Below are 24,888 nucleotides of genomic sequence, written 5' to 3'. Positions count from 1 at the left end.
AATAAATAGCTAATTTTTAAATAATAAGGGCGTTCCCCACTTTGGTGGGGCGGGCTTTTGTTGCAAGTCCTCATGCTATCGCATTCCGGACTTTTCACGACAATCCCTAAGGCAATAAAAAAATAGAAGTATACATGGCAACACTAACAATACAGCTCAAAAGATTAGGTAAAAAAAAGGGAAGAAGTAAATGTTCTTGGATTTTTAAGTCCCACAGAAATCCAAGATCCAACAATTTTGGCACAAATAAATAGCTGATTTTTAAATAATAAGGGCGTTCCCCACTTTGGTGGGGCGGGCTTTTGTTGCAAGTCCTCTTGCTATCGCATTCCGGGCTTTTCACGACAATCCCTAACGCAATAAAAAATAGAAGTATACATGGAAGCGCTAACAATACAGCTCAAAAGATTAGGTAAAAAAAAGGTGAAGCAGTTCCCCTTAACCTTTGAAAGTACGCCAAAAACATTAAAAGAATTATTGGAGGCTTGCGTAAAAAACCAAGTAGAAGCATTTAATAAAAAAAGACTAGAAGTAAATGTCGTCGGTTTTTTAAGTCCAACAGACATTCAAGAGCAAGCCGAAAGTGGCAAGGTCGATTTTGGGGAACTAACTAATAAAGATCTTGCTGTAGTACAAGAAGCTATAGACAATGTAATGGTCGCTTTTAAAGACGGCTTATTTGTGGTTTTTGTAGATGGTGATGAAATTACCACGATAGAAGCACCATTAACCTTAACCGATGAAAGTGTTATCGCCTTTATCCGCATGACCTTTTTAGTAGGGTCTTATTGGTAGAAACAATCGCTTAATTATAATAGAACCTTGATTAAAAATTACACCATATGAAACAATACACAAGTGCCCTTATTTTTGGAATAGCCATCGTAGTAGCTTCAATCTTTCTAGGAAAAGCATATACGGACAGAGCTAAAGTAGCTGGGGAAATTCAAGTAACCGGATTAGGAAAAACAGATTTCTCTTCAGACCTTATTGTTTGGGAAGGTAGTTTTAATGCAGAAGATGAAGATCTGAAACAAGCATATTTAAACTTAGAAAAAAATAAAGCGACAATAAATGACTATTTAACTAAAATGGGAATTAAAACCGAAGAGCTCGTCTATAGCGCCGTAAAAACAAATCAAAAAACCAAACAATTATACAATACCAATGGAGAGTATGCTGGTGAAGAATTTGTAGGCTATAGCCTTACGCAATCCGTACAAATAGAATCTAAAGACGTAGATAAAATTGAAAAAGTATCTAGAGAAATTACAGAATTGCTGAATCAAGGTGTGCAGTTCTATTCAGAATCTCCTAGGTATTACTATACCAAACTGGCCGATTTAAAAATTGAAATGATTTCTAAAGCTACAGAAGACGCGAGATTACGCGCAGAAAATATAGCCAAATTTTCGGGAGGGGATTTAAGCCACCTAGAATCTGCTAAAATGGGAATCTTTCAAATTACAGGTCAAAATTCTGGTGAAGATTATTCTTGGGGTGGAACTTTTAATACTAGCTCTAGAGAAAAAACAGCCTCTATTACCATGAAGTTGGTGTACAAAGTAGACTAATAACTCCCCTAGCCTTTAAGGAGATCATCGGAGCGGCATAGGCCATATTCGGTTTTCTATTATTTTTTAAAATAGCTGAATACCGTGATAAAAAACTTTATAGGCACCCTTAAATTTGTTATAAACAAAAAAATAAATACAGCATGAGTACTACAATTTCAGGAAAAGAAAAAACCAACGAAGAAATTGAAAAAATTGTGGAGCAAACGGAAAGTGGACTTCATAAAATTTACCCAATTCTAAAACCTGGAGATTGGATTGGTCTAAAAGCAGGCGCAATTAAATCTACATTAATAGGTGATGAAGAAAATCCTAAAGTAGTAATAGGCTTTGGGTATGACACTCCTGATAATTTTGTATTCTTAACGCACAAGCATTTAGAAACTATGGATGCCAATAAAGTATTACAAGAGGCATTTCAGAATTTGGAAAACTACAATACTGAATTTGAATATTCAGAAACTTTAGAAAATAAGGTACTCACCTCTAGCGGACTAGACTTTTCCAGTGAAAGAATTTTATCTCCCAACCACATGTTAAAAGCACATCAAATGCTCAATTCAGAAGAATTGCTGGTTACTATTCCTAGAAGAACATGCATGATGGTTATCTCTAGAGATGCCGGTGAGGAATTATTAAGCTCATTCGTGCACTTACATCAACAAGCCTGGGAAGATGATAGTTACGGGAATGCGCCAATTGCCAATATGTTATTTGTAATAAAAGAAGGGAATATTGCTGGTACCATACCTTTGGATAACTAACAAGCATACTATAGTTAAAGTAATTTACCGCTAGTCTATATAGTCATAACTAGCGGTAAATTCACTAATACTGAGCACCAAAAGAGGCTATTGCGGGAAATGTAAAAATAGTTAAAATACTAACAGATGTCAGAGAATATAGATAACAGCCCAGAACAGAACAATTTTAAAACCCTCAGCAAAGCTGAATGGAATAGCTTCGAAAGCCTTTTTGAATCACACGCAGGTTTATCTTTTGAAAAACAGCTTATTTTTGGCGACTTTATTGGTTCCCATGGTTGGCAACTAGATTTAGGAAAAGGAAGTATTCTCTTTGGAGACTTGGAACTTCCTATTCAAGTAATAGGTTCTTTATCTTTTAATAACAACTCTTGGATGTGGGGCTGGGCAAATACGCAAAGTGGTATTCCTGAAAACTTATTAGTGCAATCTAGAAAGCTCAAAGCGTTAGGAGAAGAAAAAAATATTAAAGAATTTACGGACAGTCATTTTAATGTGGAGGAAGGTTTCGAGCACAAAATAGGAATGCTGGCCTGTGGCCATTTTTCTTCCAGAAGTTATTACTGTGCTAATTACGGGCAAGGAACGCTCGTAGTTACGATAGATGATGATCGGATTCCTGAGATTGAAATGGATAAAATAGAGAAAGTATTGACTTGTTTTCCTCAATTAATCGCAGGAATAACGGTACAACATAAAAATGCGCTCCTTAATTATTTAATAGATCGTGGTTTTAACATACACCGAACGGAACATAAAATAGAAGGTCTTAAAAATGCAAAGGTTTTAAGTGCTGAATTTGATGCTTTAAACCGATTAACTTCCTTAACTGGGAAGATATAAAGCCGCTTGTTTTTCACAGAAACCAACTGTAAAAAAGCATCATAATTATGATGCTTTTTTATAGTTGGTTTGAAGATATTTTTTATTTTGATACAATAATAAAATCAGATCTTCTATTGACTAAATGTTGTTGCTCTGAACAAGAAACTCCATTACTACATTCATTCTTTAAATGATTTTCGCCATACCCATAGGCACTTTCAACTCTGCTCGCAGCTATCCCTTTTAAAATTAAATAATCACGAGTAGCTTTTGCTCTATTATCGGACAACTTTAAATTATAAGCATCTTTTCCTCTAGCGTCTGTATGTGATTCAATTTTTATCTTAATGGCCGGAAATTCTCTTAGAACAAACAATACCTTCTCTAATTGTATTTCTGCTCTTGGCGTAATGTTATACTTATCGTAATCAAAATAAATAGGCTCTACAATAATCTTTTCAACACCATTATCATTAACTACTAAACTTTCAAAAGGAGTTAGATACACTTTATTATTTGTTGATTGAGCTTTAGGGTTTTCATCCGTAGTTACTGTAACCGACTTTTTTGAGTATTTTTTCTTAGAAAACACCAATTTATTCGTGGTGTTACACGGGAGAATAAAGTTATAATAGCCTTCCATATCTGTTTTGGTTGCTAAAACCAAACCTTCTTCCGAATCGTATATTTCTACAGTAGCTTCATACAACGGTTCTCCAGTTTTTTCATCAAACACAGTTCCTGAATATTCCAAGCAATCTGTAGGCTGTATACCTTCATAATAATAAATATCATCATCTCCTATGCCTCCACTACGGTTAGAAGCCATATATCCATTATTTGAGGCTACTTCGCGTATATAGGAAAAATCATCCATATTACTATTGATAGGTTCTCCCCTATTTAATGGTAATGAAAATTCTGCTTCTGAAAGTATGGCCGATGCAAAAATATCCAAACCACCTAATCCATAATGTCCATCAGAAGAAAAATATAACACATCATTCACAACATAAGGAAACATTTCACGTCCTCTAGTATTAATGGTTGGCCCTAGATTAACAGGCTCTTTTCCTGCATCTCCCGAGCTATTGAGCTCTACTCTATAAATATCAGATGCTCCATAGCCGCCAGGCATATTAGACGTAAAATACATGTAATTTCCATCTGCCGTAATTGTGGGATGTCCACAAGAATATTCCTTGCTATTAAAACTCATAGAAGTAATATTCACCAATTCATTTGCTACAATACTTCCTTTTAATATTTGCATATTAGAGAGTCCGTCTGCATTTGCACTTAGCTTATTTTTCTCTATAAAATTTCGCGTAAAATAGACGGTCTTAGCATCCCATGATAATGCAATAGTAGCATCATGAAAATCTGATTCCATATTTTCTAAAAACTTTACAGGCGTATAGTCCGTTTGCTTGGGGTTCGTTATGTACAAATCTAAATACGGCTGCTGGTTCCAAGGATAAAGCTTGCTAGATTTTAAGGTATCCCTAGCAGAGGCAAATACCAAACCATTGATATATAAATAAGGTGCAAAATCTGATTTTTTACTGTTAAATGATGCATTTTCAATGCTAAATCTGGGTTTTTCTTTAGATATACTATCCAAATATGCTTTTTGTGCCAATATCATTTTTAGCTTAGCAGGCTTCGTGTAATATGCTTTGAGTACATTATCGGCCTCTTCTATTTCTAAATCTGCTTTGAGACATTGTACCAATTTAATAAGATTACCCTCCTCTATTTTTTTACCCTGAATAGCATACAATCTGTTGTACCATTCTTTAGCGTTATGATAATCATTTACATTAAAATAACAATCTGCTAATTGCTGTATTATGTGTAAGGAAGGTTTCTTCTTATCTGAGGCAAGTTCTTCATATAATTTTATAGCCGCATCAAATTTAAACTCCTTAAAATGATCATCTGCTCGTTCTTCTTTACTTTGTGCTAAAACAACCGTAGAAGAAAATATAATAAATAATAAAATTACGTTTTTCATAGTATTGTTTTTTAAAAGAATCTTGGGGATAATGCTCTTTTATTACGATCAAAAATGCTGTATTTTAAAATAATTTCATGAGAACCATCATTGTAATTATTTAAATCTGTAAGCGTATAATCATAAGCATATCCTATAAAAAATTTTTCTGATACGTTAAATCCGGCTAAAGCACTTACGGCATCATCATACCTATAAGCAAGTCCTAAGCTCAATTTTTCATTGATTAGAAAGTTACCAGAAACGTCTACCGTTATAGGAGCTCCTGCAACATGCTTGGTTAATACTGTTGGTTTAAATCTTAAGCGTTCTGACAAATCAAAAACATAGCCTCCCATGAAATAAAACTGACTTTTTCTATTGGTAATTAACTCCTTATCATCAAATATTTGAGAATTCAAAATATTCTGAGTAGACAAACCTGCATACCAATTTGTACTGTAAAAAAAGGCTCCTAGCCCAAGAATAGGCCGTGTGGAATTTAGGTTTTCTTGAAACAATGGGTCTTGGTCATTCTCGTAAATGCCTTTTGAATAATCTATATTTAAAAGGTTTACACCTGCATTTACCCCCAGAGATAACTTGGTATAATACCCTGTTTGTATTTCGTAAGCAAAATTCCCATTAATTTCTATGGCATTAGAAGCTCCTAAATTATCATTGGTAGCACTGAGGCCTAATCCTATATTTTCTTTTAATTTTCCATGAATAGAAAATGCTTGGTTCTCAGGAGACCCGTCTATGCCCACCCATTGCGAGCGGTGTAATAATAATGCTTCAATTTTAGAACTTGTTCCTGTGTAACCAGAGTTTAAAACCATGGTATTATACATGTACTGCGTATATTGAGGTGGCTGTTGCGCAAACACCAGATATACAGGTACCAGAAAACAAAAGAGCAACAGTTTTGTAGGTATTTGAAATGCGTTCATAAGTATTGATTTTGGTATAACTTAAATTTTGAAATTGACAAAAAAACACAGTTTATTATCGGACTAATTGTAACCAACCCATCAGGTCTTTTTCTAATTCAGGAATATTGATCACATAGTAGTACGTTCCTGAAGGCAAATCATCTCCTGAATTAAGAACGCCCGAAACTGTAGCAATACCATTCCAATTATTTTGATAGTTTTCGGTTTCGAAAACGAGGTTTCCATTACGGTTATAAATTTGTACACTAGAAGAATAGTTCAGAATTCCTTTCACTACAAAATAGTCATTAAAGCCATCATTATTCGGTGTAAACTCATTATAAACCAATATCCCAAATTCTTCACCCAATACCTCGCCACACGTAATTGTAGCCACGGTCTCACTGACACTTGCTCCACATCCTGTTGTGTTTTCATAAGAAACACTAAGTGACGTATCTTGTAAATCATCCCACAGTATTGTAACGAAATTATCCGTACTTGTCCCGCCTTCAGCGATTGTACCTCCTTCCACCTCCCAGATATAATTTTGGCGATTATCTTCTGTCGTGTAGCTATATTCCCGATCTATACAAACCTCCTCGCGTTCTCCTGTGATTGTTGCCATGTCTGATGCTACAATACTCACATTGATGATTAATCGTTCTGTACTTTCACAACCATCCACAACAGAAGAAATATAATAAGTACCTGCCACCAACGGACTAGAAGGATCTAAAACAGTTCCTTGCGTTTCACTATCATAAAAAACTACATCTGTCTCATTTACTTGAATATCACCAATTGTAGCCTCACTACTTTCACAAAATTCTTGATTAATTTCAGAAGTTGTAGGAGCAGGAACACTACTGATGCCTACAGTAATCTGCACTCTTGGTAAAATGGAATTAGGAATATTTAAAATTCCAGCAAAATAAACACTTCCGTCTATCAAAGGCGTATTTAGGTCTGCTGCTACATTGATATCTAAGGCATCGAAAAGGGCTAGATTAGGGTCGATAATTAAATCTGCTAAGGTTGGATTATCTGATGCACAAAACTCTTGTAAAGTAGCATTTACTGTGATATCTGGTAAATCTATCAATGCATTCCCTGAATTGGTACAGACACCACCTTCTACAAAAACATCAAGAATATTATCTAAATCGGTTACCAAATCAATTCCATCAACCGTAATATTAAAATTTAAATCGGCGTCTAAAATGCCGGTATATAGCGTGTTATTCACCAAAAGATTGATGACATCTCCTGCAACAACATCACCAGTTACTGCACCAGAAATAGTGGTAGCACTATCAGCGCCAAAGAAACCAATAATTTCATCCAATAAGATGATCCCAGAATCTACATCTAAATTTACTAAAGCACTGGTACTAGAATCAACAACAGTAACTTGAACTTCTTTTAAGTCTCCTACAATATTCTCACAACCTGCACTTGCTTCTTCTAAACTTACATAATACGTGTATGGACTATTTGTTTCATCTAAGCCTGTAACGGTTAAACTCCCATCTATAGCACTAATGGTATAGCTTACCCCGCCATCTACCATACCATCCATAATTTCCACCGCTTTATTTTGATCTAAATACCATAAATATTCTCCTTCAATAGCGCTGGAAGGATGAAGAATAACAGCACTAGAAGAACAAAACGGAAACTCATTACCTGAAACACTAATGTCATTTGCTGTAGGAGTAGCTACCACAGTTACAGGTACTTCCAACCTAGGAGATGCTATTAAACATCCCGGTGTTGCCGCCGCTACATAATAGGTTTGATCTTCCATTAAAACGGGTGTAGTATATGAGTCTCCTGAATTTAAAGTGGCTAATAAATTACCCCCAACTGCAGCATCATACCAACGTAATTCAGAAGTACTATCTTGCGTAGTGGCCACTAAATTAGCCGATGATCCTTCACAAATTGCTATTGAGGTTGATGACGCATCTAAAACCGGTACTGCTGGCGCTAGAAATACTTCAAAAATATTCATATTCTGCGGTAGAGCGACATTTAATAAAGAAGATAAACCAAGTGTAACTTTATCTATGCTCGTGCCAGGATTAAAACTAAAGGTAGTAGCATCTCCGCTTTGTAGAAGTGTTAAAACATCTAAACTTAATAAGGAAGTTAGTGTAGCTGAGAACTCTTCGTTCGCACCATTCATACCGTTTACAGTAATGTTATCCAGAATACCAAGTTGCAGTAAAGAAGGGTTTATAGCCATGGTCATATAAATTTGATCTGTAGGATTAGACACCGAATCAAAATAAAATGTCTGTTCTATGGTAGCGGCTACTGCTATAATTCCTAAACTCATCTCTGAAGCAGTACTAGGATTGCCATCCATAGCAAATTCAGGATTTGTTACTCCTGCCCCTCCAAGGTTTAATAAATCTAAACTAAGACCGCTTCCATTAAAAGAGGTAAAAGAAGGTGTTCCACAATCTATAGTACCTTCCCCATGGAACGCGCCAAAAACAGCCAAGTTTTTTGTATTATTAATCCCTATTAAAGAACCCAAATTATTTGTGAACCGAAGTCTATCATAAGGAAGATTAGGGGTCATTGCTACAAAATAATCTCCAGCTTGGTCCACAACAATCCGCGAAGATGCTGCTGCAAAATTAGTGGCATTATTTGTGTTCGCTTGTAGAACGGTAGTAGCACCATTCTTAGCTTCTACCAAAAACTCTTGATTTCCTAATAGCACTGTACCACCTATATTGGCTAGTAAATTTCCTAAGTTTCCTCCTAATAAAAATGGAAGCAACTCGTCTTCAGAACTTACCTTTATATAGCTGGTAGTATTTGCTAAAAGCGGAGTAGGATAACGTAATTCTAAATACCCAGCGTATGCACCTAGTCCTAAAGCCAAACCAGAACTAGCTCTTATGGAAGCACTCGTATTTAAGTCCTGATCCGTACTATTTGCTGCATTATCTACATTACTTTCACTAGCTACAATAGTAGCATAGGATCTGTTCTGCGAGAAAACGGATTGAAGTGATAAAAAAAAGATAATTAAAAGCCCATTAGAAAGCTTTTTTCCGAAGTGTAAAGATGTAGCCATATCAAAAGTTTTAAGTTAAACTTTGTAAGTTTTGGACTACAATAATATTAATTTGTAAGAATTTTATTTCGAACAACTATTTAATTTCGATGAAATGCATGGCAATTTGTTGTATAATATTGCTTATTTGTGGTGAAAGTAAATTTACAAGGAGTATAAAACCATAAAAATATCCAATAAAAGCTCCTATAAGCTAAAGTATGAATTAGTAATTAACACTTAATACCTCGGAGTGTTAAGTGATTAAGTTAAATAAAGTAACAAGAACTAGAGATAATTCCGTCTGAAAAATATCTGAATATTTTCAATCCGTTTATATTCAATGTTATTTATAAAATAATTGTGTAAAATAAAGAACTCCATCCGCATCTTCTTCTACACTAATTGCTGTATAGGTAAAATCTCCTTCCATAACTTTTTTATGAGCAGGACTATTGATCCAAGCATTTACAACACCTCTAGCCGTTGTAAAATCTTTGCCTACATTTTCAGAAACAAAATCGGCATGCGCTTTAATCGTTAAATCCGTAGATCTACTATTAAAATTGTCATGACTTATTTCCCCTTGCGCAATCATATATTCATTATGGGATACTGCAAAATCATATGCTACTGCGCCAAAAAGAACTACCTCTAAACCTTCAGAAACTCTATATTCATTTACTAACTCTAAAACTTCTTCTTCAATAGTTGATATGGAAACATTTTCATATATAGCTACTTCCTGTTCTTGGGTAGCTGTTGAACACGATGTTAATGTGAATAAAGAAGCAAGGAAAGCGATTGATAAAAATTTAATTCTAAACATAAGATACTTATTTCTGTAGGTTAATTCCACCACAAAGAAACGTCCTATTTCAATATTTGTAAGCGTAAAACACACGAATGGACCGTTATAGTCGACGAGTAGTAATAAACTGTATTTCAGTGAATTACACAAGTTTCAAAAGGTCATTCATCGTCATTAAAACGACTTTTAACCATAAAAAAACCACTCATCGAAGGCAAGCTGTTATTCATCGTTAGTAGCACAAAAGACATCATCGATGAGGCTACCAAATTTTCCGTTTAAAAGAAGGATAATGAAAAAAGGTTACCTGTAGCATTCTTAAAATACAGGTAACCTTTGTAAGACAACTAGAGAAATACTACCCCTAAAAATTCACATTTAAGTAAATAGACAACCTATTTTTTAGTTCCACTTTATCATTATTTAAATTTTGACTAATAGGCAACATCGAAACAACTCCTAACGCGTATCTACTGTAAGCTGCTTCTAGACTAACTTTACCTAGAAAAATATCGCCTTTCGTATTTGCTACCAGTGCACCATATTCTTTATTAGACTCATAGATTTCTCCTGCTACTCCTAGAATAGGCGTTAATGAGAAGTTATTATCTACATAATAGGTTTTAAAAGCATTTAGCGCGTAGTTAAACTGATTCCCAAACTGATACTCTTTTGGGTTTTCTGTTTTTATGGTATAATTTAAGAGCGTACTTACCCCCCAATTCCTATAATTAAATCCATAATTAGCGGCTAATACATAATCCCAACTTCCATTCCCCAACTGAAAACTAGGGTTAACACTACCTGTATTATTTGCTTTATCAAATGTTCCTGTAGGTATTTTCACCCCACCTCCTACTTGTACATAATGTTCTGGAGCTATGGCTACAATACTATCTGGTCTTACTTTTAATACATTATACATTGCCAAAACACTTACATCTCCTAAACCATTAATATGCTGCGTGGTATTGTCAGAAAATTTTCTGCTATGAAACTGGTAAGGCACAATCACATTTACCACCGTTCTTTTTAATACTGGAAAGTTACCCCACAACTGCATGGTATTAAAATTTTCATCGATCCATGGAGAGTCATTAAAAATTCCGTCTCTAGAGCGGTACTGTTGCCCTATGTACCTTACGCCTATAAAATTGTTGTTTAATCCGGTACCGTACCCCATACTGCCGCCACTGCTCCCGCAACCACAAGTATCACAAAAATCATATACATTATCCAGGACGTGAAAATGTCCTAAACATATGATTGGGTCCGGATCCACACTAGGAAATTTGTCATTAGCCGAGGCCTGTGAGAAACCAAGTATGCTAATTACAAATGCTATGTATAGGTACTGTAATCTAAAATTCTGCAAATCGTTCATCATCAATATATTCTTCATCGGTTAATGTATTTAAAAACGCAACTAACGCTATCTTATCCGTATCAGTTAATGGTATTCCTATAGCATCGTTATGCTGAAGTTCTGGATCTAAGGTTGCAGATGCTACTACCCCATCTGTATAGAAGTCCAATACGGCTTCCAAACTCCCAAATCTCCCATCATGCATATAAGGTGCCGTTAATGCCACATTACGCAAGCTAGGCACCTTAAACTTGTATTTATCAGCTTCTAAACTGGTGGCTAAATAGCGTCCAGTATCATCTAGTTTTGCATTTGGTGCCAAACCATTATTCCTGAAACTATTATCCGTAAACAAATCTGAAGCGTGGCAAGAAGCACAATTACTTTCAAAAACAGCCAAACCTTCTTGTTCGGTTATTGATAGTGTAATACCATCTTCATTTCTAACATATTTATCATATTTAGAATTGGAAGAAACCATCATCACCATAAACTGAGATAAGGCTTTTAAAAAATATTCCATAGTAACTTCACCATCTACAAAAGCTTCCGAAAATAACTGTTGATACTCAGTGTCTGCAGCTAATTTAGCAAGGACATTTGTTATCGTCTCATCCATTTCTACTGCATTGGTAATTGGAGCTATAGGAAAGAGGTCTAAATGATCTATGGCACCGTCCCACATAAAATGCGACATGTATGCCATATTTTGTATAGAAGGTGTATTCCTTGTCCCCTCAAGATCATCTACTCCATGACTAAATTGGTGTCCATGATGCGTAAAAGCCGAATTCTGTTCATGACAAAATCCACAAGAAATATAGCCTACCCGTGACAGGTTTCCATCATAGAACAATTTCTTACCTAGTTCAAATCCCATTTCCGTAGGTGGATTCGCTTCTAAGTCATACACTAATGCTGGAAAATTACTAGGCTGCTCAAAAACTAAAGCCTCGTTAACGGCAACATATTCGGCATCATTTGAACAAGAAAAAATCAGGAGCAAACTAAAAAAAATAAGTGTTTTTTTCATTGATATGCTATTAATACCTGCAATACAAGAACCGTATTGCAGGTAATTTATATGATTTCTTAATGTCCGTTTCCGTTATGTACATGATCCACAGCAAACATTTCTGAAGTATTTACAGCTACTAATGGTGCTTTTTCTGCATCCGTCATTAAAATTGCTTTATCGGATAACTTAAGATTATTGGTAGCTACTAAGATTTTAGAGGCATCTATTTTCAAATGAATGTTAGCATCCATTTCATCACTTACCATAACAGTAGTTGGTAAGGCTAGACTAACTTCCTCATAATTCACCAAATCTCCAATTCTACCTAAATGAACTTTAAAATCGGTTTCTTCTGTAACCGATTCAGAAGTAAAAGTACCTTCATAATTGATATACTTGTATCCTGCAGTCCATGACCATGTTAAATTATGCGCTTCTGCACGGGTCCATAAATCTCCTTGGCCTTCACCGCCTTGTTGGAATTTCTCATCATCTATACCCACACCGAATTTTAAGGTCGTATATTCTCCTGCAGGAATATTAGGCAAAGCGATATCTTCTAAATCTGCCTCTTGACTGATAATAAAATAACTATCATCTTTAGGAAAAATATATTCATTTCCATCAACGTCTATTAAGCTAAAATTACTCACAATGTAGCTTAGGCGAGTTACCGTAAGTACTTCTCCATTAGTGTTTGCTGCATTCGTGGTTCCTAAAATTAAATCGTTCCCTGCATATCCATTGTCAAAAGTTACCGAAACCTCTCCAGTTCCCGTTAATCCCATGGCATCATCATCGTCATTATCACAAGAAATAGCAAGTATAGAAATCAGTGCCAATAAGGCTATTTTAAAATTTTTCATTTAATTATTTATTAAGAATATTGTGTAAGTGCGTATAGCGCTTATAGCGCTAATACCTTGTTTTTTTTAAGTATTCAAAATGTAAGTTTTGAATAAAACCTAGAAATAGAAAAGATTACAGCATATAAAAATTCGTACAGCAAGAAAGGCCAAAATGTGGATTCTCCTGTTGTTTGAATAAAAATGCTATGGTTTACTTCTATTAAAAAATACTACGCAATAGGTGGCTTAATAAGGTTGTTGTAGAAATTAAATGAATATAAGGTTTCGCTATATGTCATAGGCAAAACTACATATTCCGTTGTATTAGAAGGGGCATTAAAATCTGCAGAATACGCTGAGAAATAGACTAAAGAAAAAGCATTTTCAATAGGCGTTTTTTTATTTGCATCATTCGCTTTAGATTCCTCCGCTAATTTTGTCATTAAATAACATTTACCATTACAGTTTAGTTCTGGTTTATCTTTATTAATACAAAGGACTTCTGAGATATAATCATAATTAAAAACATACTCCATTAACGGGAAAGTAGGTTTTAAGCAAATAAGAATTGCTATTATGATTAAACTATGTTTCATACTACAAATATATGTTTGAAATAATTCTTCTCTAAATAATAAGGCTTAATTTTTAGTATATTTTTAAGAAAATAAGTGAAACCCTTAAACTTCTATGCGACCCCACATCAAGAACGAGTGAAAACCAAATAGTCACCTAGCTATTATCTTTTATTTTTGCACAAAACCCATTAGAAATATCTCTGGTTTCATAAAGTATATTAAGAAATCCCTTTCATGGTTAAATATGTAGTGACCCAAACAATTAGCGAAGAAAAAAAGATTCCAATAGTGTTGGCTAAAAAAGCTTTTTTCTTTTCTATTTTAAAGAGGTATGTAGCTATACTTCCAGCATAAACACCTGTTCCTGGCACGGGTAACATTACAAAAAATATAAGCCCCCAAAAGCCGTATTTAATAATCTTATCACCAGAGCCCACTTTTGCCTTTCTAGCAACATAGATAGCTGATTTTTTATAAAATTTCCAACGAAGAAAGTAATGATTGATTTTATCTAAAAAAAACATCATTAATGGAAATACAAGAACATTGGCCGAAAAACAAAGTAAAAAAACCAAATAAATATTTAACCCTCTTAGCATGCCAAAAGGAATTCCCACTTTAGCTTCTCCGAAAGGAGAAATACTCCATAGCATGGCGATAATATAATCTATGATCACTTTTTTTCCGCAAAAATAAGGTTAGATAATGTACTAAGTTGTAATAAAATCATAAAATAATTTTAAAAGTAGTTCGTGCGTGGATTTTTCTTAATATATAAGGTATTTTTGTACTCTAATTTGCATGCATGTTTCATATTTTTCAAAAGAAAAAATTTTTAGTTGATCTCCTTAATGGTTTTGTTGATATTCATAATCATATACTTCCTGGAATTGATGATGGTGCAAAAACCGTAGAAGACTCCATGAATTTAATTCATGAATTCAAGCAACTGGGTGTTCATAAATTTGTGGCTACGCCCCATATAATGGACAATTATTATCCGAATAATTCTAAAACTATTTCTCAAGCATTGGCGCTTTTAAAAAATGAGTTAATGAAAAAAGGAATGACTCAAATTTCAATTGATGCTGCTGCGGAACATATGATTGATGCTAATTTTGATCACTTGTTAGAGCGTTCTGAGGTCATGCCTATCCGTAATGAATATTTATTAGTTGAGATGTCTTATTTACAGGCTTCAATTAACTTTGAAGATGCTATTCAAAAAATAGCTACTTCACAGTATTTCCCAATACTAGCACATCCAGAACGTTACAATTACCTACATAAAACTAAAAAATATGCGCAGTATAAGGAAATGGGTATCCTATTTCAATTAAATATGTTGTCTTTAGGAGGCTATTATGGGGATTCTGTAAAGAAATGTGCTTACCAACTATTGGAAAATAATCAAATTGATTTTATCGCTTCAGACGTCCATAGACTTCAGCACATCAGTGAACTTAAGAAAATTCAACTCAATCAAAAAACAATTGATTATTTACTTCCAATATTAGATAGAACAGTGAATCATTTTAGTTAAGCCCAAAATTTCCACCATTTCTTTTCTTCAGCAGCATACCCATATCCGTATTTACCACCATAGCCTAGGTCAGAATTTTTAACATCATTCACGACAAATGACAAGTTCTTCAGTTTTCCTTCAGCTTGTAATTTTAATGGAAATTGAATGACGCTATTTTCAGTCACTCCTGCTCTCGTTACGTATAAAATATGATTAGCGTACTCACTGATGATTAAAGTATCAGAAACAACCATTAAAGGTGCTGTATCTACAATTACGTAATCATATAAACTACTCATTTCTTGCAACAAGCCTTCAATTCTATCACTCATTAAAAGTTCTGCCGGATTTGCTGGTATTTTTCCAGAATAAATGATGTCTATAGTATTTGTATTCACTAAAAGCGAATTGATAATCTCTTTAGAGGAGATGTTATCATCTTTTAGATATTCTGTTAAGCCTATATTGTTTTTCTCGTTAGAAGCGTATTTTAGCTTATCTATATTTTTTTGATTGTCATTAAAGAAGTTTCCAATTTTAGGGTTTCTAATATCAGCTCCTATTAATAACACCTTCTTATTGGTATTTGCCAGAATCATAGACAAATTAGACGATAAGAACGTTTTACCTTCCCCTGAAACACTGGAAGTAATATAGATAACATTCCCTTTTTCGTCTCCTACCTTGTTATTTTTGATTAAATAATCTAAGTTGGTCCTTAAGATTCGTAGTGATTCTGCCAATACAGATCTGTCATCATTTAATACCATCTTAGAATCACTTCTAGATATTTTAGGTAACTCAGCTAATACGGCATTATTAACGGCAATCTTCTCCAACTGTATTTTATTAGAGATCTTATTATCCATTAAATCTTTGAGATATATAATAGAAAAAGGAACTAAAAGGCCTAAGATAAAAGAAGCTAAGAATATAATTGGTTTTTTGGGAGATACCGGTGCCTTACTGGTATTATATGCCCACTCAATAATTTTAGATTTAGCACTTGCGGAAGCAAAAGTAATTTGTGACTCTTCCCGCTTTTGTAACAAATACAAGTACAAAGATTCTGTTGTTTGCTGCTTTCTTGTAATATCTCTTAAGGCTCTTTCATTACGAGGAGCAGAATAAATCTTTGAGTTAATAACAGACCGTTGGCTACTTAAACTGTTTACTTGTAAACCCAGATTATTAGTCATACCACTTAAACTAGATTGCATGGTACGCTTAAGCCCTGCTAACTCCTGATCTAAATTTACAATAATTGGATTTTTCTCATTAGAACTTTTCAATAAGCGTTTTCGCTCTAAAACAAGTTCATTGTACTTATTGGTCGTATTGGCAATAGAAGGATCTGACAATCCAATATTGGTTGGTAAAATATCATAACCACTCTGCGTATCAACAATCTCTTTCATGGAGGAAGCCATTTGCAACTGGGTAGTCATATTTTGTAATTGTTGCTCGTTTGCAGCACCAACATTTAAATTTATATTAGCTTCTGATGCTATATCTGTTAAGCCTTTATCTGTTTTAAAGTCTTGTGCATTTTGATCTACAGATGCTAGATTATCATAAATACTCGTAATTCTATCGTTGATGAAGTCAGAAGTCCTATCTGCAATTTCTTTTTTATCTGCTACCGCATTTTCATTATAAATAATAACTAGATTATTTAGAATATCTCTAGCCTTCTCCTGAACAGGATCTGTTAACGATAAATTGATAATATTAGACTTATCATCTGCAGGCGAGATTAAAATCTTTTTCTGATATGCTATAACAACATTTTCTAGGGGAGAAACTTCAACTCTTAGCGTTTTACCAATATATTTCTTAAAAAATGGCGGGTTCGGAGTTATAATTAAATCCCCTAATTTAGAAGGAATGTTTTTCCCAAAAGCATAGGTTTTACTTCCCTTACTCTCTCCTTCTATCAGCGAAAATTCATGGTCATTTTTAATAGTAATCAATAAATCCAATTTTGCATTATACAAAAGCGAATCTGCACCAATAAAATTTAACTTCAGGGGTTCGTTTTTATAGATCTCAGAATCTTTTATGGTTCCTTTTACCATAAATGACGTATTCAATCCTAATTTTAAAACAACATCCGTAATATTAGATCTAGATTTTATAATCTCTATTTCATCCTCAATATTATTTTTACTTCCTGAGAAAAGATCAAGATCTTGAAACACATCCATGGAAGATCCGGACTGATCATCTTCTAATATCTGAATTTTACTCTGTGCGGCATACTGCGGTACAGAATACCTGATAAAAAAGAAGGCACATACTAATGAAATTATAACGCACAATAAAAACCAGTACCAGTTTTTACTGTACTTCTTTATGATTTCATTTAAATCGGAATTCTCCATTGAGATTAAATAATAATTAGAATTTATATAACTAAAATAATACTACAAAAAATTAATTACGCGTAAGTAATAATACTGTAGAAGTTATTAAAACAGAAGCAATTGAGATGGCAATAGTGGCTCTGTTATCTAAAGCAGAAGAAGTAATAGCAGACTTATTAGGCTCCACATAAACTACATCATTTTGCGTTAAATAAAACACAGGAGATTTCATAGCCTCTTTGCTTGTTAAATCTATTCTATGGTGAACAAAGGTACCATTGAACTCGCGAATTACTAAAATGTTCTCGCGCATACCCTTTATATTTAAGTCACCCGCTAAACCAATAGCCTCTAATATGGTAATTTGCTCTCCATTTACAGGGTAGGTGCCTGGTCTATTTACCTGTCCTAAGATGGAGATAGAAAAGTTCTGTAATCTAATATTGATAATTGGATCTTTCAGGTAATCTGATAATTTCCCTTTTAATAGTTCTCTTAATTCATCAGAAGATAATCCTGATATTTTTATTTGGCCAATTACAGGAAAATCTATATTACCATTTTGATCTACCAAATAGTCTACTTGTTGCGGTACTCCACTACCTATTCCTCCAGTAGATCCACCTCTAAATAAGTTAAAAGGAGCACTCGCTTCAGGGTTTAATGTAGAAATAAAAATACTCACAACATCATCTACCTTAAACTTAGGTACAAATTGTGTTTCGTCAATAAGCGTTTCGTAATCACTGATGTCTTGAAAATAGACAACATCTTTTTTAGAACCGCAAGAAGATAACAGTAAAGTGGCTGCACACAATACTAAGGCAAATTTCATTTTTAATGTAGTGTTTAACATGTTCTCGATTATTAGTATATAATTGTTTTAATATAAGTATCTCTAAGACTGTAATACGTTTTTCTCTAAACTAGACGCATCAGTATCGTTTTTTGTTTTTTCTTCTATTTCATCATCAACTTTACAAAGATCTGAATTTTTAGAAATATATTCTGGTACTATTTCTTTCATTAAACGAACAACATCTGCATCAAAAAACATGTTAGATACGCAAAGCTGATTAATATTTGAACGTACCGTAGTATAATCTAATTCCCTTACTTTACCAATCATAATTTTTTTATGGTAGGTAGGCAGGGTGTTCTCTCCATTTGCTAAAAGCTCTTCGTATAATTTCTCTCCTGGACGTAATCCCGTAACTTTTATATCAATATCCTCTGGATATTTTAGTCCCGAAAGCTTGATCATATTCTTCGCCAAATCAAATATTTTAACGGATTCTCCCATGTCAAAGATGAAAATTTCTCCTCCAGATCCCATGGAACCCGCCTCTAACACTAATTGTGAGGCCTCAGGAATGGTCATAAAAAATCGAGTAACATCCTGATGTGTAACGGTTAACGGCCCTCCGTTTTCAATTTGTTTTTTAAATAACGGAATCACAGATCCGTTTGATCCCAAAACATTACCAAAACGTGTCGTAATAAATTTAGTCTTGTTTAATTGCTGCATACAGCTAATGTACATTTCTGCAATTCGCTTGGTAGCCCCCATGACATTTGTTGGGTTCACCGCCTTGTCTGTTGATACAAATACAAATTTATCTGCATTATAGTGCGCAGATAAATCACATAAAACTTTGGTTCCTGCTACATTAATTTTAATGGCTTCATAAGCATTGTATTCCATAAGCGGAACATGCTTGTACGCGGCCGCATGAAAAACAATATTAGGGGTGTGTTCCTGAAAAATAGTGTTCATTCTATTTTTATCTCTCACATCACCAACAATTGGAATAAAGTTATGAAATCCATTTTGCTTTAATTCTTGTTGTAAATCATACAGGGCAGATTCGGCCTGATCAATAACAATCAAGGTTTTGTAGTTATAAGTACATATTTGTCTTACAATTTCACTCCCAATAGAACCGGCGCCACCGGTAACCAAAACCGTTTTATTTTTTAACTCTTCGGCTATATTAGAATTCTTTATATCAATAGTCGCCCTATCTAAAAGATCTTCAATTTGTACTTGTTTAATTTGCGATAACTTTAGCTCCCCATTGATCCAATCTTCTACTGGTGGGACAATTTTAACCAATACAGGATAATCTACCAAGCTCTCTACTAAAACGCGTAATTTTTTGTGATCTATATTTTGAATAGAAAAAATAACTTCTGAAATATCTTTCTTTAAGATAAAACTTTCCGTTAAGGCACTAGGATTATACACTTGAACCCCATTGATATGCTTTCCTACCTTTTGCTCATCCTTATCTATATATCCAACAACCTTTACTTTACTTTTAGAAGTATTGGTCAATGCGTTATACGTTAAGATTCCCGACTGTCCGGCACCATATATCAAAACATTTTTTGAAGTACTATTGTAATTATTCATCACAATATTAAAATACAAAGCTTTAAATACATATCGTGAAGCCGTTAATGCTATAAAACTTATCAAACTATGAATAATAATGATGGTTAAGGGAACCGTAAAACCATTAAGAAAATCATATTCTCTGTTCGTAACTACCAATACTATGGTAATAATACTCATCAAACAAATAGCATTAAAAATGTTATACACATCTCTAACCCCCGTATGCCGTACTACTCCTTTATAGGATCCAATAATAAAAAAGGAAACTAGAGAAATTAAGGCAACGAAAGGCAACTGAACAAATAACTTATTAATATCAAAATTCATCGTTAGATTGAATAAAATAAAATAAGCTAATACAAAGGAAAATGATACTAGAATAACGTCAACGATAAGTACTAGCCATTTAGAGGCGTACTTACTTGCTGTTGAATTCAAATAATTTTGAATCATGAGAATACTGTTTTAATTAACTGTATGATAGATAAAACTTCTTCTTTTGTTAGATTCGAACCACTTGGCAAACAAAGCCCTCTATTAAATAAATCTTCAGAGGTTCCGTTAGAATAGTTTGGTGCATTTTCAAAAATAGGTTGCAAATGCATTGGTTTCCATAAGGGTCTTGACTCTATATTATGGTCTAACAATAATAACCGTACTTTTTCTCTAATCTCAAATGATGGAGTCAAAATACAACTCAACCATCTATTAGAAAAATAACCGGCTGGCTCAGGTAAAAATTCTAATTCGGTACTATATGATAATTCTTTTACGTATAATTCATAATTCGCCCTTCTTGCAGCCACTCTATCGTCTAACACTTCCATTTGACCTCTACCAATACCTGCTAGAATATTACTCATTCTATAGTTGTATCCTACATTAGAGTGTTGGTAATGCGGAGCGTCATCTCTGGCTTGAGTTGCAAGAAAAATTGCCTTTTTTCTATAGGCACTATTTTTAGAGACTAGCGCACCTCCGCCAGAAGTGGTAATAATTTTATTGCCATTGAAAGATAATATTCCTATGTCACCAAAACTACTACATTTAACGCCATTATAGGTACTTCCTAGTGCTTCCGCGCTATCTTCCACTACAGGAATATTATATTTCTCTGAAATTGCTTTAATCTCATTAATCTTATAAGGCATCCCATATAAATGAACAGCCACTATCGCTTTAGGCTTTTTCCCTTTTTGAATGCGATCATTAATTGCTTCTTCCAATAATACAGGACATAAATTCCAAGTATCTCTTTCACTATCTACAAAAATAGGATTGGCCCCTAAGTATTTGATAGGATTAGCTGAAGCAGAAAAAGTAAAACTTTGACATAGCACTTCATCTCCTGAAGACACCCCTAATATTTCTAAGGCCAAGTGTATGGCGCCTGTACCTGAACTTAAAGCAGCTACAGAAACCTCATTCCCAACATAGTCCTGAATAGCTTCCTCAAAAGCATCAACATTGGGTCCTAGAGGGGCTACCCAATTGGTATCAAATGCTTGTTTAACATATTTTTCTTCATTAGTTCCCATATGTGGAGAAGAAAGCCATATTTTTGAGTGTGCCATGTAATAATCTATTAGTGTATAAAATTCGAGGTAAAAATAGACATAGTTTTTTGTTTCCTCTTCTATTACAACCAGAATTCGTTTAAGCTATTAAATTATCGATTAAATACGAGTCCATTTATCGTAATGGTAAATAAACTACACTTTATCCTTTTAAATTCTCAATTATTCCAGAACATAAGGCTCGTTAAAAAATAAAGTTTAATATTTGTATTTTAATTATCAAGATTGTATTCCAATGAAAGAAATCACAAAAATATGTTGTATCGGAGCAGGTTATGTTGGTGGTCCAACCATGTCCGTAATCGCTAAAAAATGTCCACATATTCAAGTAACAGTTGTTGATATCAATGCAGATAGAATTGCACAATGGAACGAGACTGACTTAGACAAGCTTCCTATTTACGAACCCGGTTTAAAAGAAATTGTTGCTGCAACTAGAAATAAAAATCTTTTCTTCTCTACGGAAGTAGATAAGGCTATAGATGAAGCTGATGTAATTTTTATCTCTGTAAACACCCCTACTAAAACCTACGGAAAAGGAAAAGGACAGGCGGCAGATTTAAAATTTATTGAACTTTGCGCTAGAAATATTGCCAAAGTTGCTACCACAGATAAAATAGTAGTAGAAAAATCTACCTTACCAGTAAGAACTGCGGGCGCTATAAAAAATATTCTAGACAACACGGGCAACGGTGTTAATTTTGAAATTCTTTCTAATCCAGAATTTTTAGCAGAAGGTACTGCCATTCAAGATTTACTGCATGCAGATCGTGTTTTAATTGGTGGCGACGAAACCCCTACGGGGCAAAAAGCTAAAGACTTATTAAGTCAAGTATATGAAAACTGGCTACCTAAAGACCGTATTTTACAAACTAACGTTTGGTCTTCAGAACTTTCAAAATTGGTAGCAAATGCATTTTTAGCACAGCGTGTATCCTCTATCAACTCTATTTCTGCACTTTGTGAAAAGACAGACGCCAATGTGGAAGAAGTAGCCAGAGCTATTGGCTATGATTCTAGGATAGGCTCTAAATTCTTAAGTTCTTCTGTAGGCTTTGGTGGTTCTTGTTTTCAAAAAGATATACTAAATTTAGTGTATATCTCTCAAAGTTTGGGTTTACAAGAAGTAGCTGATTACTGGGAACAAGTAATCATTATGAATGATTACCAAAAAAGAAGATTTGCAGATAATATTATCAGCACCCTATACAATACTGTATCAGGAAAGAAAATAGTTTTCTTCGGATGGGCGTTTAAAAAAGACACCAACGATACTAGAGAATCTGCCGCTATTTATGTAGCTGATGCCTTATTGGAAGAAAGAGCTGAATTAAGTATTTTTGATCCTCAGGTAAAAGAACAAACAATATTTAGAGATTTAGATTATTTAAATACTCGTACTCCAGAAGAGAATAAAAATCTTGTGACTGTGGTAGAAAATCCCATGGATCAAGTAGAAAATGCTCATGCGATTGCGGTATTAACAGAGTGGGATGAATTTAAAACCTACGACTGGCAAGAAATCTATGACAAAATGCTAAAACCTGCCTTTATTTTCGATGGCAGACGTCTTTTAGATAAAGCTCAGATGGAAGAAATTGGCTTTAATTATTACAGAATAGGTCAGGTTTAAGTTCCTCTGCAATAAAGACTTAATGGTAAAACCGTAATTAAATTTGATTTTCAAATTTAATTACGGTTTTTTTTATTGCACCAATGTCAGTTCGAGTGATTTTTACGCAGTGCAACGAATTGAAAATTATATCAAACACTCCTAGAAACATGAATACTTCTCGATACTAATTTAAAGCAAAAAAAATGCTTTAAATTCACTCAAAGTGACAATAGTATTCGAGATAAAAATTAAAACACCACAATGTCAGTTCGAGTGATTTTTACGAAGTGTAACGAAGTGAAAATTGTATCGAGAACTTTTGGAAATACAAGTACCTCTCGATACTAATTTAAAACAAGATGAACGCTTTAAATTCAGTCGAAGTGACAACCGTATTCAAAATAAAAATCAAATGACTACAAAATAAACCCATGTTCGCAAGTAGTATCTAATGTGCTATTTCAGTACAAATTACTACTACAAAAAATAGAATCTATGAAACTTAATAATAGATTGTTTACTTTTATATTTTAAAATAAAAAGCATAATTAGCCCACAACAACAAGATTATTATGAAAGTACTCGTAACAGGAGCTGCCGGTTTTATAGGATTCCATACTGCACAAAAATTATTAGCAAACGGACACGATGTTGTTGGTTTAGATAACATCAATGATTATTATGATGTTAATCTAAAATTCGCACGTCTAAATGAGCTTGGCGTTCCTAAAGAAAGTGCTACTTCATTTAACAAAATTACAGAGAGCACTACGTTTAAAGCACGTTATAAGTTTATCCGCCTAAATATTGAAGATCGCGAAAACTTACCTACACTCTTCGCTGAAGAAAAATTTGATATTGTTTGTAATTTAGCAGCGCAGGCCGGTGTACGTTATAGTATTGAAAATCCAGAAACCTATATTGACAGTAATATTGTTGGTTATTTGAATATCCTAGAATGTTGCAGACACCATAAAGTAAAACATTTAGTCTACGCGAGTAGCTCTAGTGTTTATGGTCTGAATAAAGAAATTCCGTTTAAGACTTCTGATACCGTTGATCATCCTATAAGTTTATATGCCGCCAGTAAAAAAGCAAATGAGCTTATGGCACATACGTACAGCCACCTATATGGATTTGCAACCACTGGCTTACGTTTTTTCACCGTTTATGGCCCCTGGGGAAGACCAGACATGGCTCTTTTCTTATTTACAGAAGCGATCAGTAAAAACCAACCTATAAAAGTTTTTAATCATGGAAACATGGAGCGAGATTTTACGTATGTAGATGATATAGTTGAAGGAGTTTTTAGAATCATTGAAAAAGATACCAAAGAAAGAATCGCTACTAATGAAGGGTATAAAATTTACAATATCGGAAATAATGATAGTGTAAAGTTAACCGACTTTATTGCCGAAATTGAAAATAATTTATCAAAAAAAGCAGAGAAACAATTACTTCCAATGCAAGCAGGAGACGTAGCTAAAACTTGGGCAAACGTAGATGATCTTATTAAAGATTATAACTACTCCCCTAAAACTACCGTTGCCGAGGGTATAAAGAAATTCATTGATTGGTATAAAGAATTTTACAAGGCTTAATTGCACTAAAAA

At 34.0% G+C, this 24,888-nt stretch carries 20 protein-coding genes; 7 read left to right on the top strand and 13 right to left on the bottom strand.

The window, feature by feature from the left end; genetic code table 11:
* The first annotated feature begins 378 nt into the window (after positions 1 to 378).
* From M666_RS12425 to M666_RS12410, 4 genes are all read left to right on the top strand, one after another.
* On the top strand, positions 379 to 795 hold the full coding sequence (locus M666_RS12425) for a hypothetical protein (protein ID WP_029446105.1): 417 nt from the start codon (positions 379 to 381) through the stop codon (positions 793 to 795).
* A gap of 47 nt (positions 796 to 842) precedes the next feature.
* Entirely contained in the window at positions 843 to 1,574 is a 732-nt protein-coding gene (locus M666_RS12420; RefSeq protein WP_029446104.1) for an SIMPL domain-containing protein, read from the top strand.
* A 143-nt stretch (positions 1,575 to 1,717) separates the two neighbouring features.
* Positions 1,718 to 2,338 carry a hypothetical protein gene (locus tag M666_RS12415; RefSeq protein ID WP_029446103.1) on the top strand — a complete coding sequence of 207 codons (621 nt, stop codon included), beginning with the start codon at positions 1,718 to 1,720 and terminating at the stop codon, positions 2,336 to 2,338.
* Between the two features lie 126 nt (positions 2,339 to 2,464).
* Positions 2,465 to 3,181 (top strand): DUF6882 domain-containing protein, encoded by a 717-nt coding sequence (locus M666_RS12410; RefSeq protein WP_029446102.1) that lies wholly within the window; start codon positions 2,465 to 2,467, stop codon positions 3,179 to 3,181.
* Positions 3,182 to 3,263: 82 nt separating this feature from the next.
* Here the strand turns inward: M666_RS12410 and M666_RS12405 are convergent, their stop codons facing one another.
* The 9 genes from M666_RS12405 to M666_RS12365 all read right to left on the bottom strand — a co-directional run bounded on the left by M666_RS12405 (position 3,264) and on the right by M666_RS12365 (position 14,468).
* Positions 3,264 to 5,180, bottom strand: coding sequence for an OmpA family protein (locus tag M666_RS12405; protein ID WP_029446101.1), 1,917 nt, complete (start codon positions 5,178 to 5,180; stop codon positions 3,264 to 3,266).
* An 11-nt stretch (positions 5,181 to 5,191) separates the two neighbouring features.
* Positions 5,192 to 6,112, bottom strand: coding sequence for a PorP/SprF family type IX secretion system membrane protein (locus M666_RS12400; protein WP_029446100.1), 921 nt, complete (start codon positions 6,110 to 6,112; stop codon positions 5,192 to 5,194).
* 55 nt (positions 6,113 to 6,167) lie between these two features.
* Positions 6,168 to 9,191, bottom strand: coding sequence for a T9SS C-terminal target domain-containing protein (locus M666_RS12395; RefSeq protein WP_029446099.1), 3,024 nt, complete (start codon positions 9,189 to 9,191; stop codon positions 6,168 to 6,170).
* A gap of 325 nt (positions 9,192 to 9,516) precedes the next feature.
* Positions 9,517 to 9,999 (bottom strand): CAP domain-containing protein, encoded by a 483-nt coding sequence (locus tag M666_RS12390; protein ID WP_039325722.1) that lies wholly within the window; start codon positions 9,997 to 9,999, stop codon positions 9,517 to 9,519.
* A gap of 346 nt (positions 10,000 to 10,345) precedes the next feature.
* Complete coding sequence (locus M666_RS12385; protein WP_226989910.1) at positions 10,346 to 11,383, bottom strand: transporter family protein; 1,038 nt, start codon at positions 11,381 to 11,383, stop codon at positions 10,346 to 10,348.
* Positions 11,343 to 12,380, bottom strand: coding sequence for a cytochrome-c peroxidase (locus M666_RS12380; RefSeq protein ID WP_029446096.1), 1,038 nt, complete (start codon positions 12,378 to 12,380; stop codon positions 11,343 to 11,345). The genes M666_RS12385 and M666_RS12380 overlap by 41 nt, the downstream gene beginning before the upstream one ends.
* 59 nt (positions 12,381 to 12,439) lie before the next feature.
* Positions 12,440 to 13,231 carry an MbnP family protein gene (locus M666_RS12375; protein WP_029446095.1) on the bottom strand — a complete coding sequence of 264 codons (792 nt, stop codon included), beginning with the start codon at positions 13,229 to 13,231 and terminating at the stop codon, positions 12,440 to 12,442.
* 212 nt (positions 13,232 to 13,443) lie between these two features.
* Complete coding sequence (locus M666_RS12370; RefSeq protein WP_024480325.1) at positions 13,444 to 13,809, bottom strand: hypothetical protein; 366 nt, start codon at positions 13,807 to 13,809, stop codon at positions 13,444 to 13,446.
* A gap of 200 nt (positions 13,810 to 14,009) precedes the next feature.
* Positions 14,010 to 14,468 carry a COG2426 family protein gene (locus M666_RS12365; protein WP_024480324.1) on the bottom strand — a complete coding sequence of 153 codons (459 nt, stop codon included), beginning with the start codon at positions 14,466 to 14,468 and terminating at the stop codon, positions 14,010 to 14,012.
* 128 nt (positions 14,469 to 14,596) lie between these two features.
* On the opposite strand from M666_RS12365, the gene M666_RS12360 reads away from it, so the two are divergent.
* Positions 14,597 to 15,334, top strand: coding sequence for a tyrosine-protein phosphatase (locus tag M666_RS12360; protein ID WP_029446094.1), 738 nt, complete (start codon positions 14,597 to 14,599; stop codon positions 15,332 to 15,334).
* On the opposite strand, the gene M666_RS12355 is transcribed toward M666_RS12360, so the two are convergent.
* From M666_RS12355 to M666_RS12340, 4 genes are read right to left on the bottom strand one after another with little or no spacing between them, the layout of a single operon-like run.
* Positions 15,331 to 17,700, bottom strand: coding sequence for a GumC family protein (locus M666_RS12355; protein WP_029446093.1), 2,370 nt, complete (start codon positions 17,698 to 17,700; stop codon positions 15,331 to 15,333). The genes M666_RS12360 and M666_RS12355 overlap by 4 nt on opposite strands.
* Positions 17,701 to 17,752: 52 nt before the next feature.
* Complete coding sequence (locus M666_RS12350; protein WP_024480321.1) at positions 17,753 to 18,538, bottom strand: polysaccharide biosynthesis/export family protein; 786 nt, start codon at positions 18,536 to 18,538, stop codon at positions 17,753 to 17,755.
* A gap of 42 nt (positions 18,539 to 18,580) precedes the next feature.
* Positions 18,581 to 20,536, bottom strand: coding sequence for a polysaccharide biosynthesis protein (locus M666_RS12345; RefSeq protein WP_029446092.1), 1,956 nt, complete (start codon positions 20,534 to 20,536; stop codon positions 18,581 to 18,583).
* Positions 20,533 to 21,657 carry an aminotransferase class I/II-fold pyridoxal phosphate-dependent enzyme gene (locus tag M666_RS12340; RefSeq protein ID WP_029446091.1) on the bottom strand — a complete coding sequence of 375 codons (1,125 nt, stop codon included), beginning with the start codon at positions 21,655 to 21,657 and terminating at the stop codon, positions 20,533 to 20,535. Before M666_RS12340 ends, M666_RS12345 begins: the two co-directional genes overlap by 4 nt.
* Positions 21,658 to 21,895: 238 nt before the next feature.
* Here M666_RS12340 and M666_RS12335 point away from each other — a divergent pair, with 238 nt between their 5' ends.
* Together M666_RS12335 and M666_RS12330 are read left to right on the top strand one after the other, a co-directional pair.
* Positions 21,896 to 23,293, top strand: a complete 1,398-nt coding sequence (locus tag M666_RS12335) for a nucleotide sugar dehydrogenase (RefSeq protein ID WP_029446090.1) — start codon at positions 21,896 to 21,898, stop codon at positions 23,291 to 23,293.
* A gap of 554 nt (positions 23,294 to 23,847) precedes the next feature.
* Complete coding sequence (locus tag M666_RS12330; RefSeq protein WP_029446089.1) at positions 23,848 to 24,876, top strand: NAD-dependent epimerase; 1,029 nt, start codon at positions 23,848 to 23,850, stop codon at positions 24,874 to 24,876.
* Positions 24,877 to 24,888 lie beyond the last annotated feature (12 nt).

Source organism: Cellulophaga baltica 18, assembly GCF_000468615.2.
Taxonomy (GTDB): domain Bacteria; phylum Bacteroidota; class Bacteroidia; order Flavobacteriales; family Flavobacteriaceae; genus Cellulophaga; species Cellulophaga baltica.
This window is presented reverse-complemented; position numbering and strand designations above follow the sequence as displayed.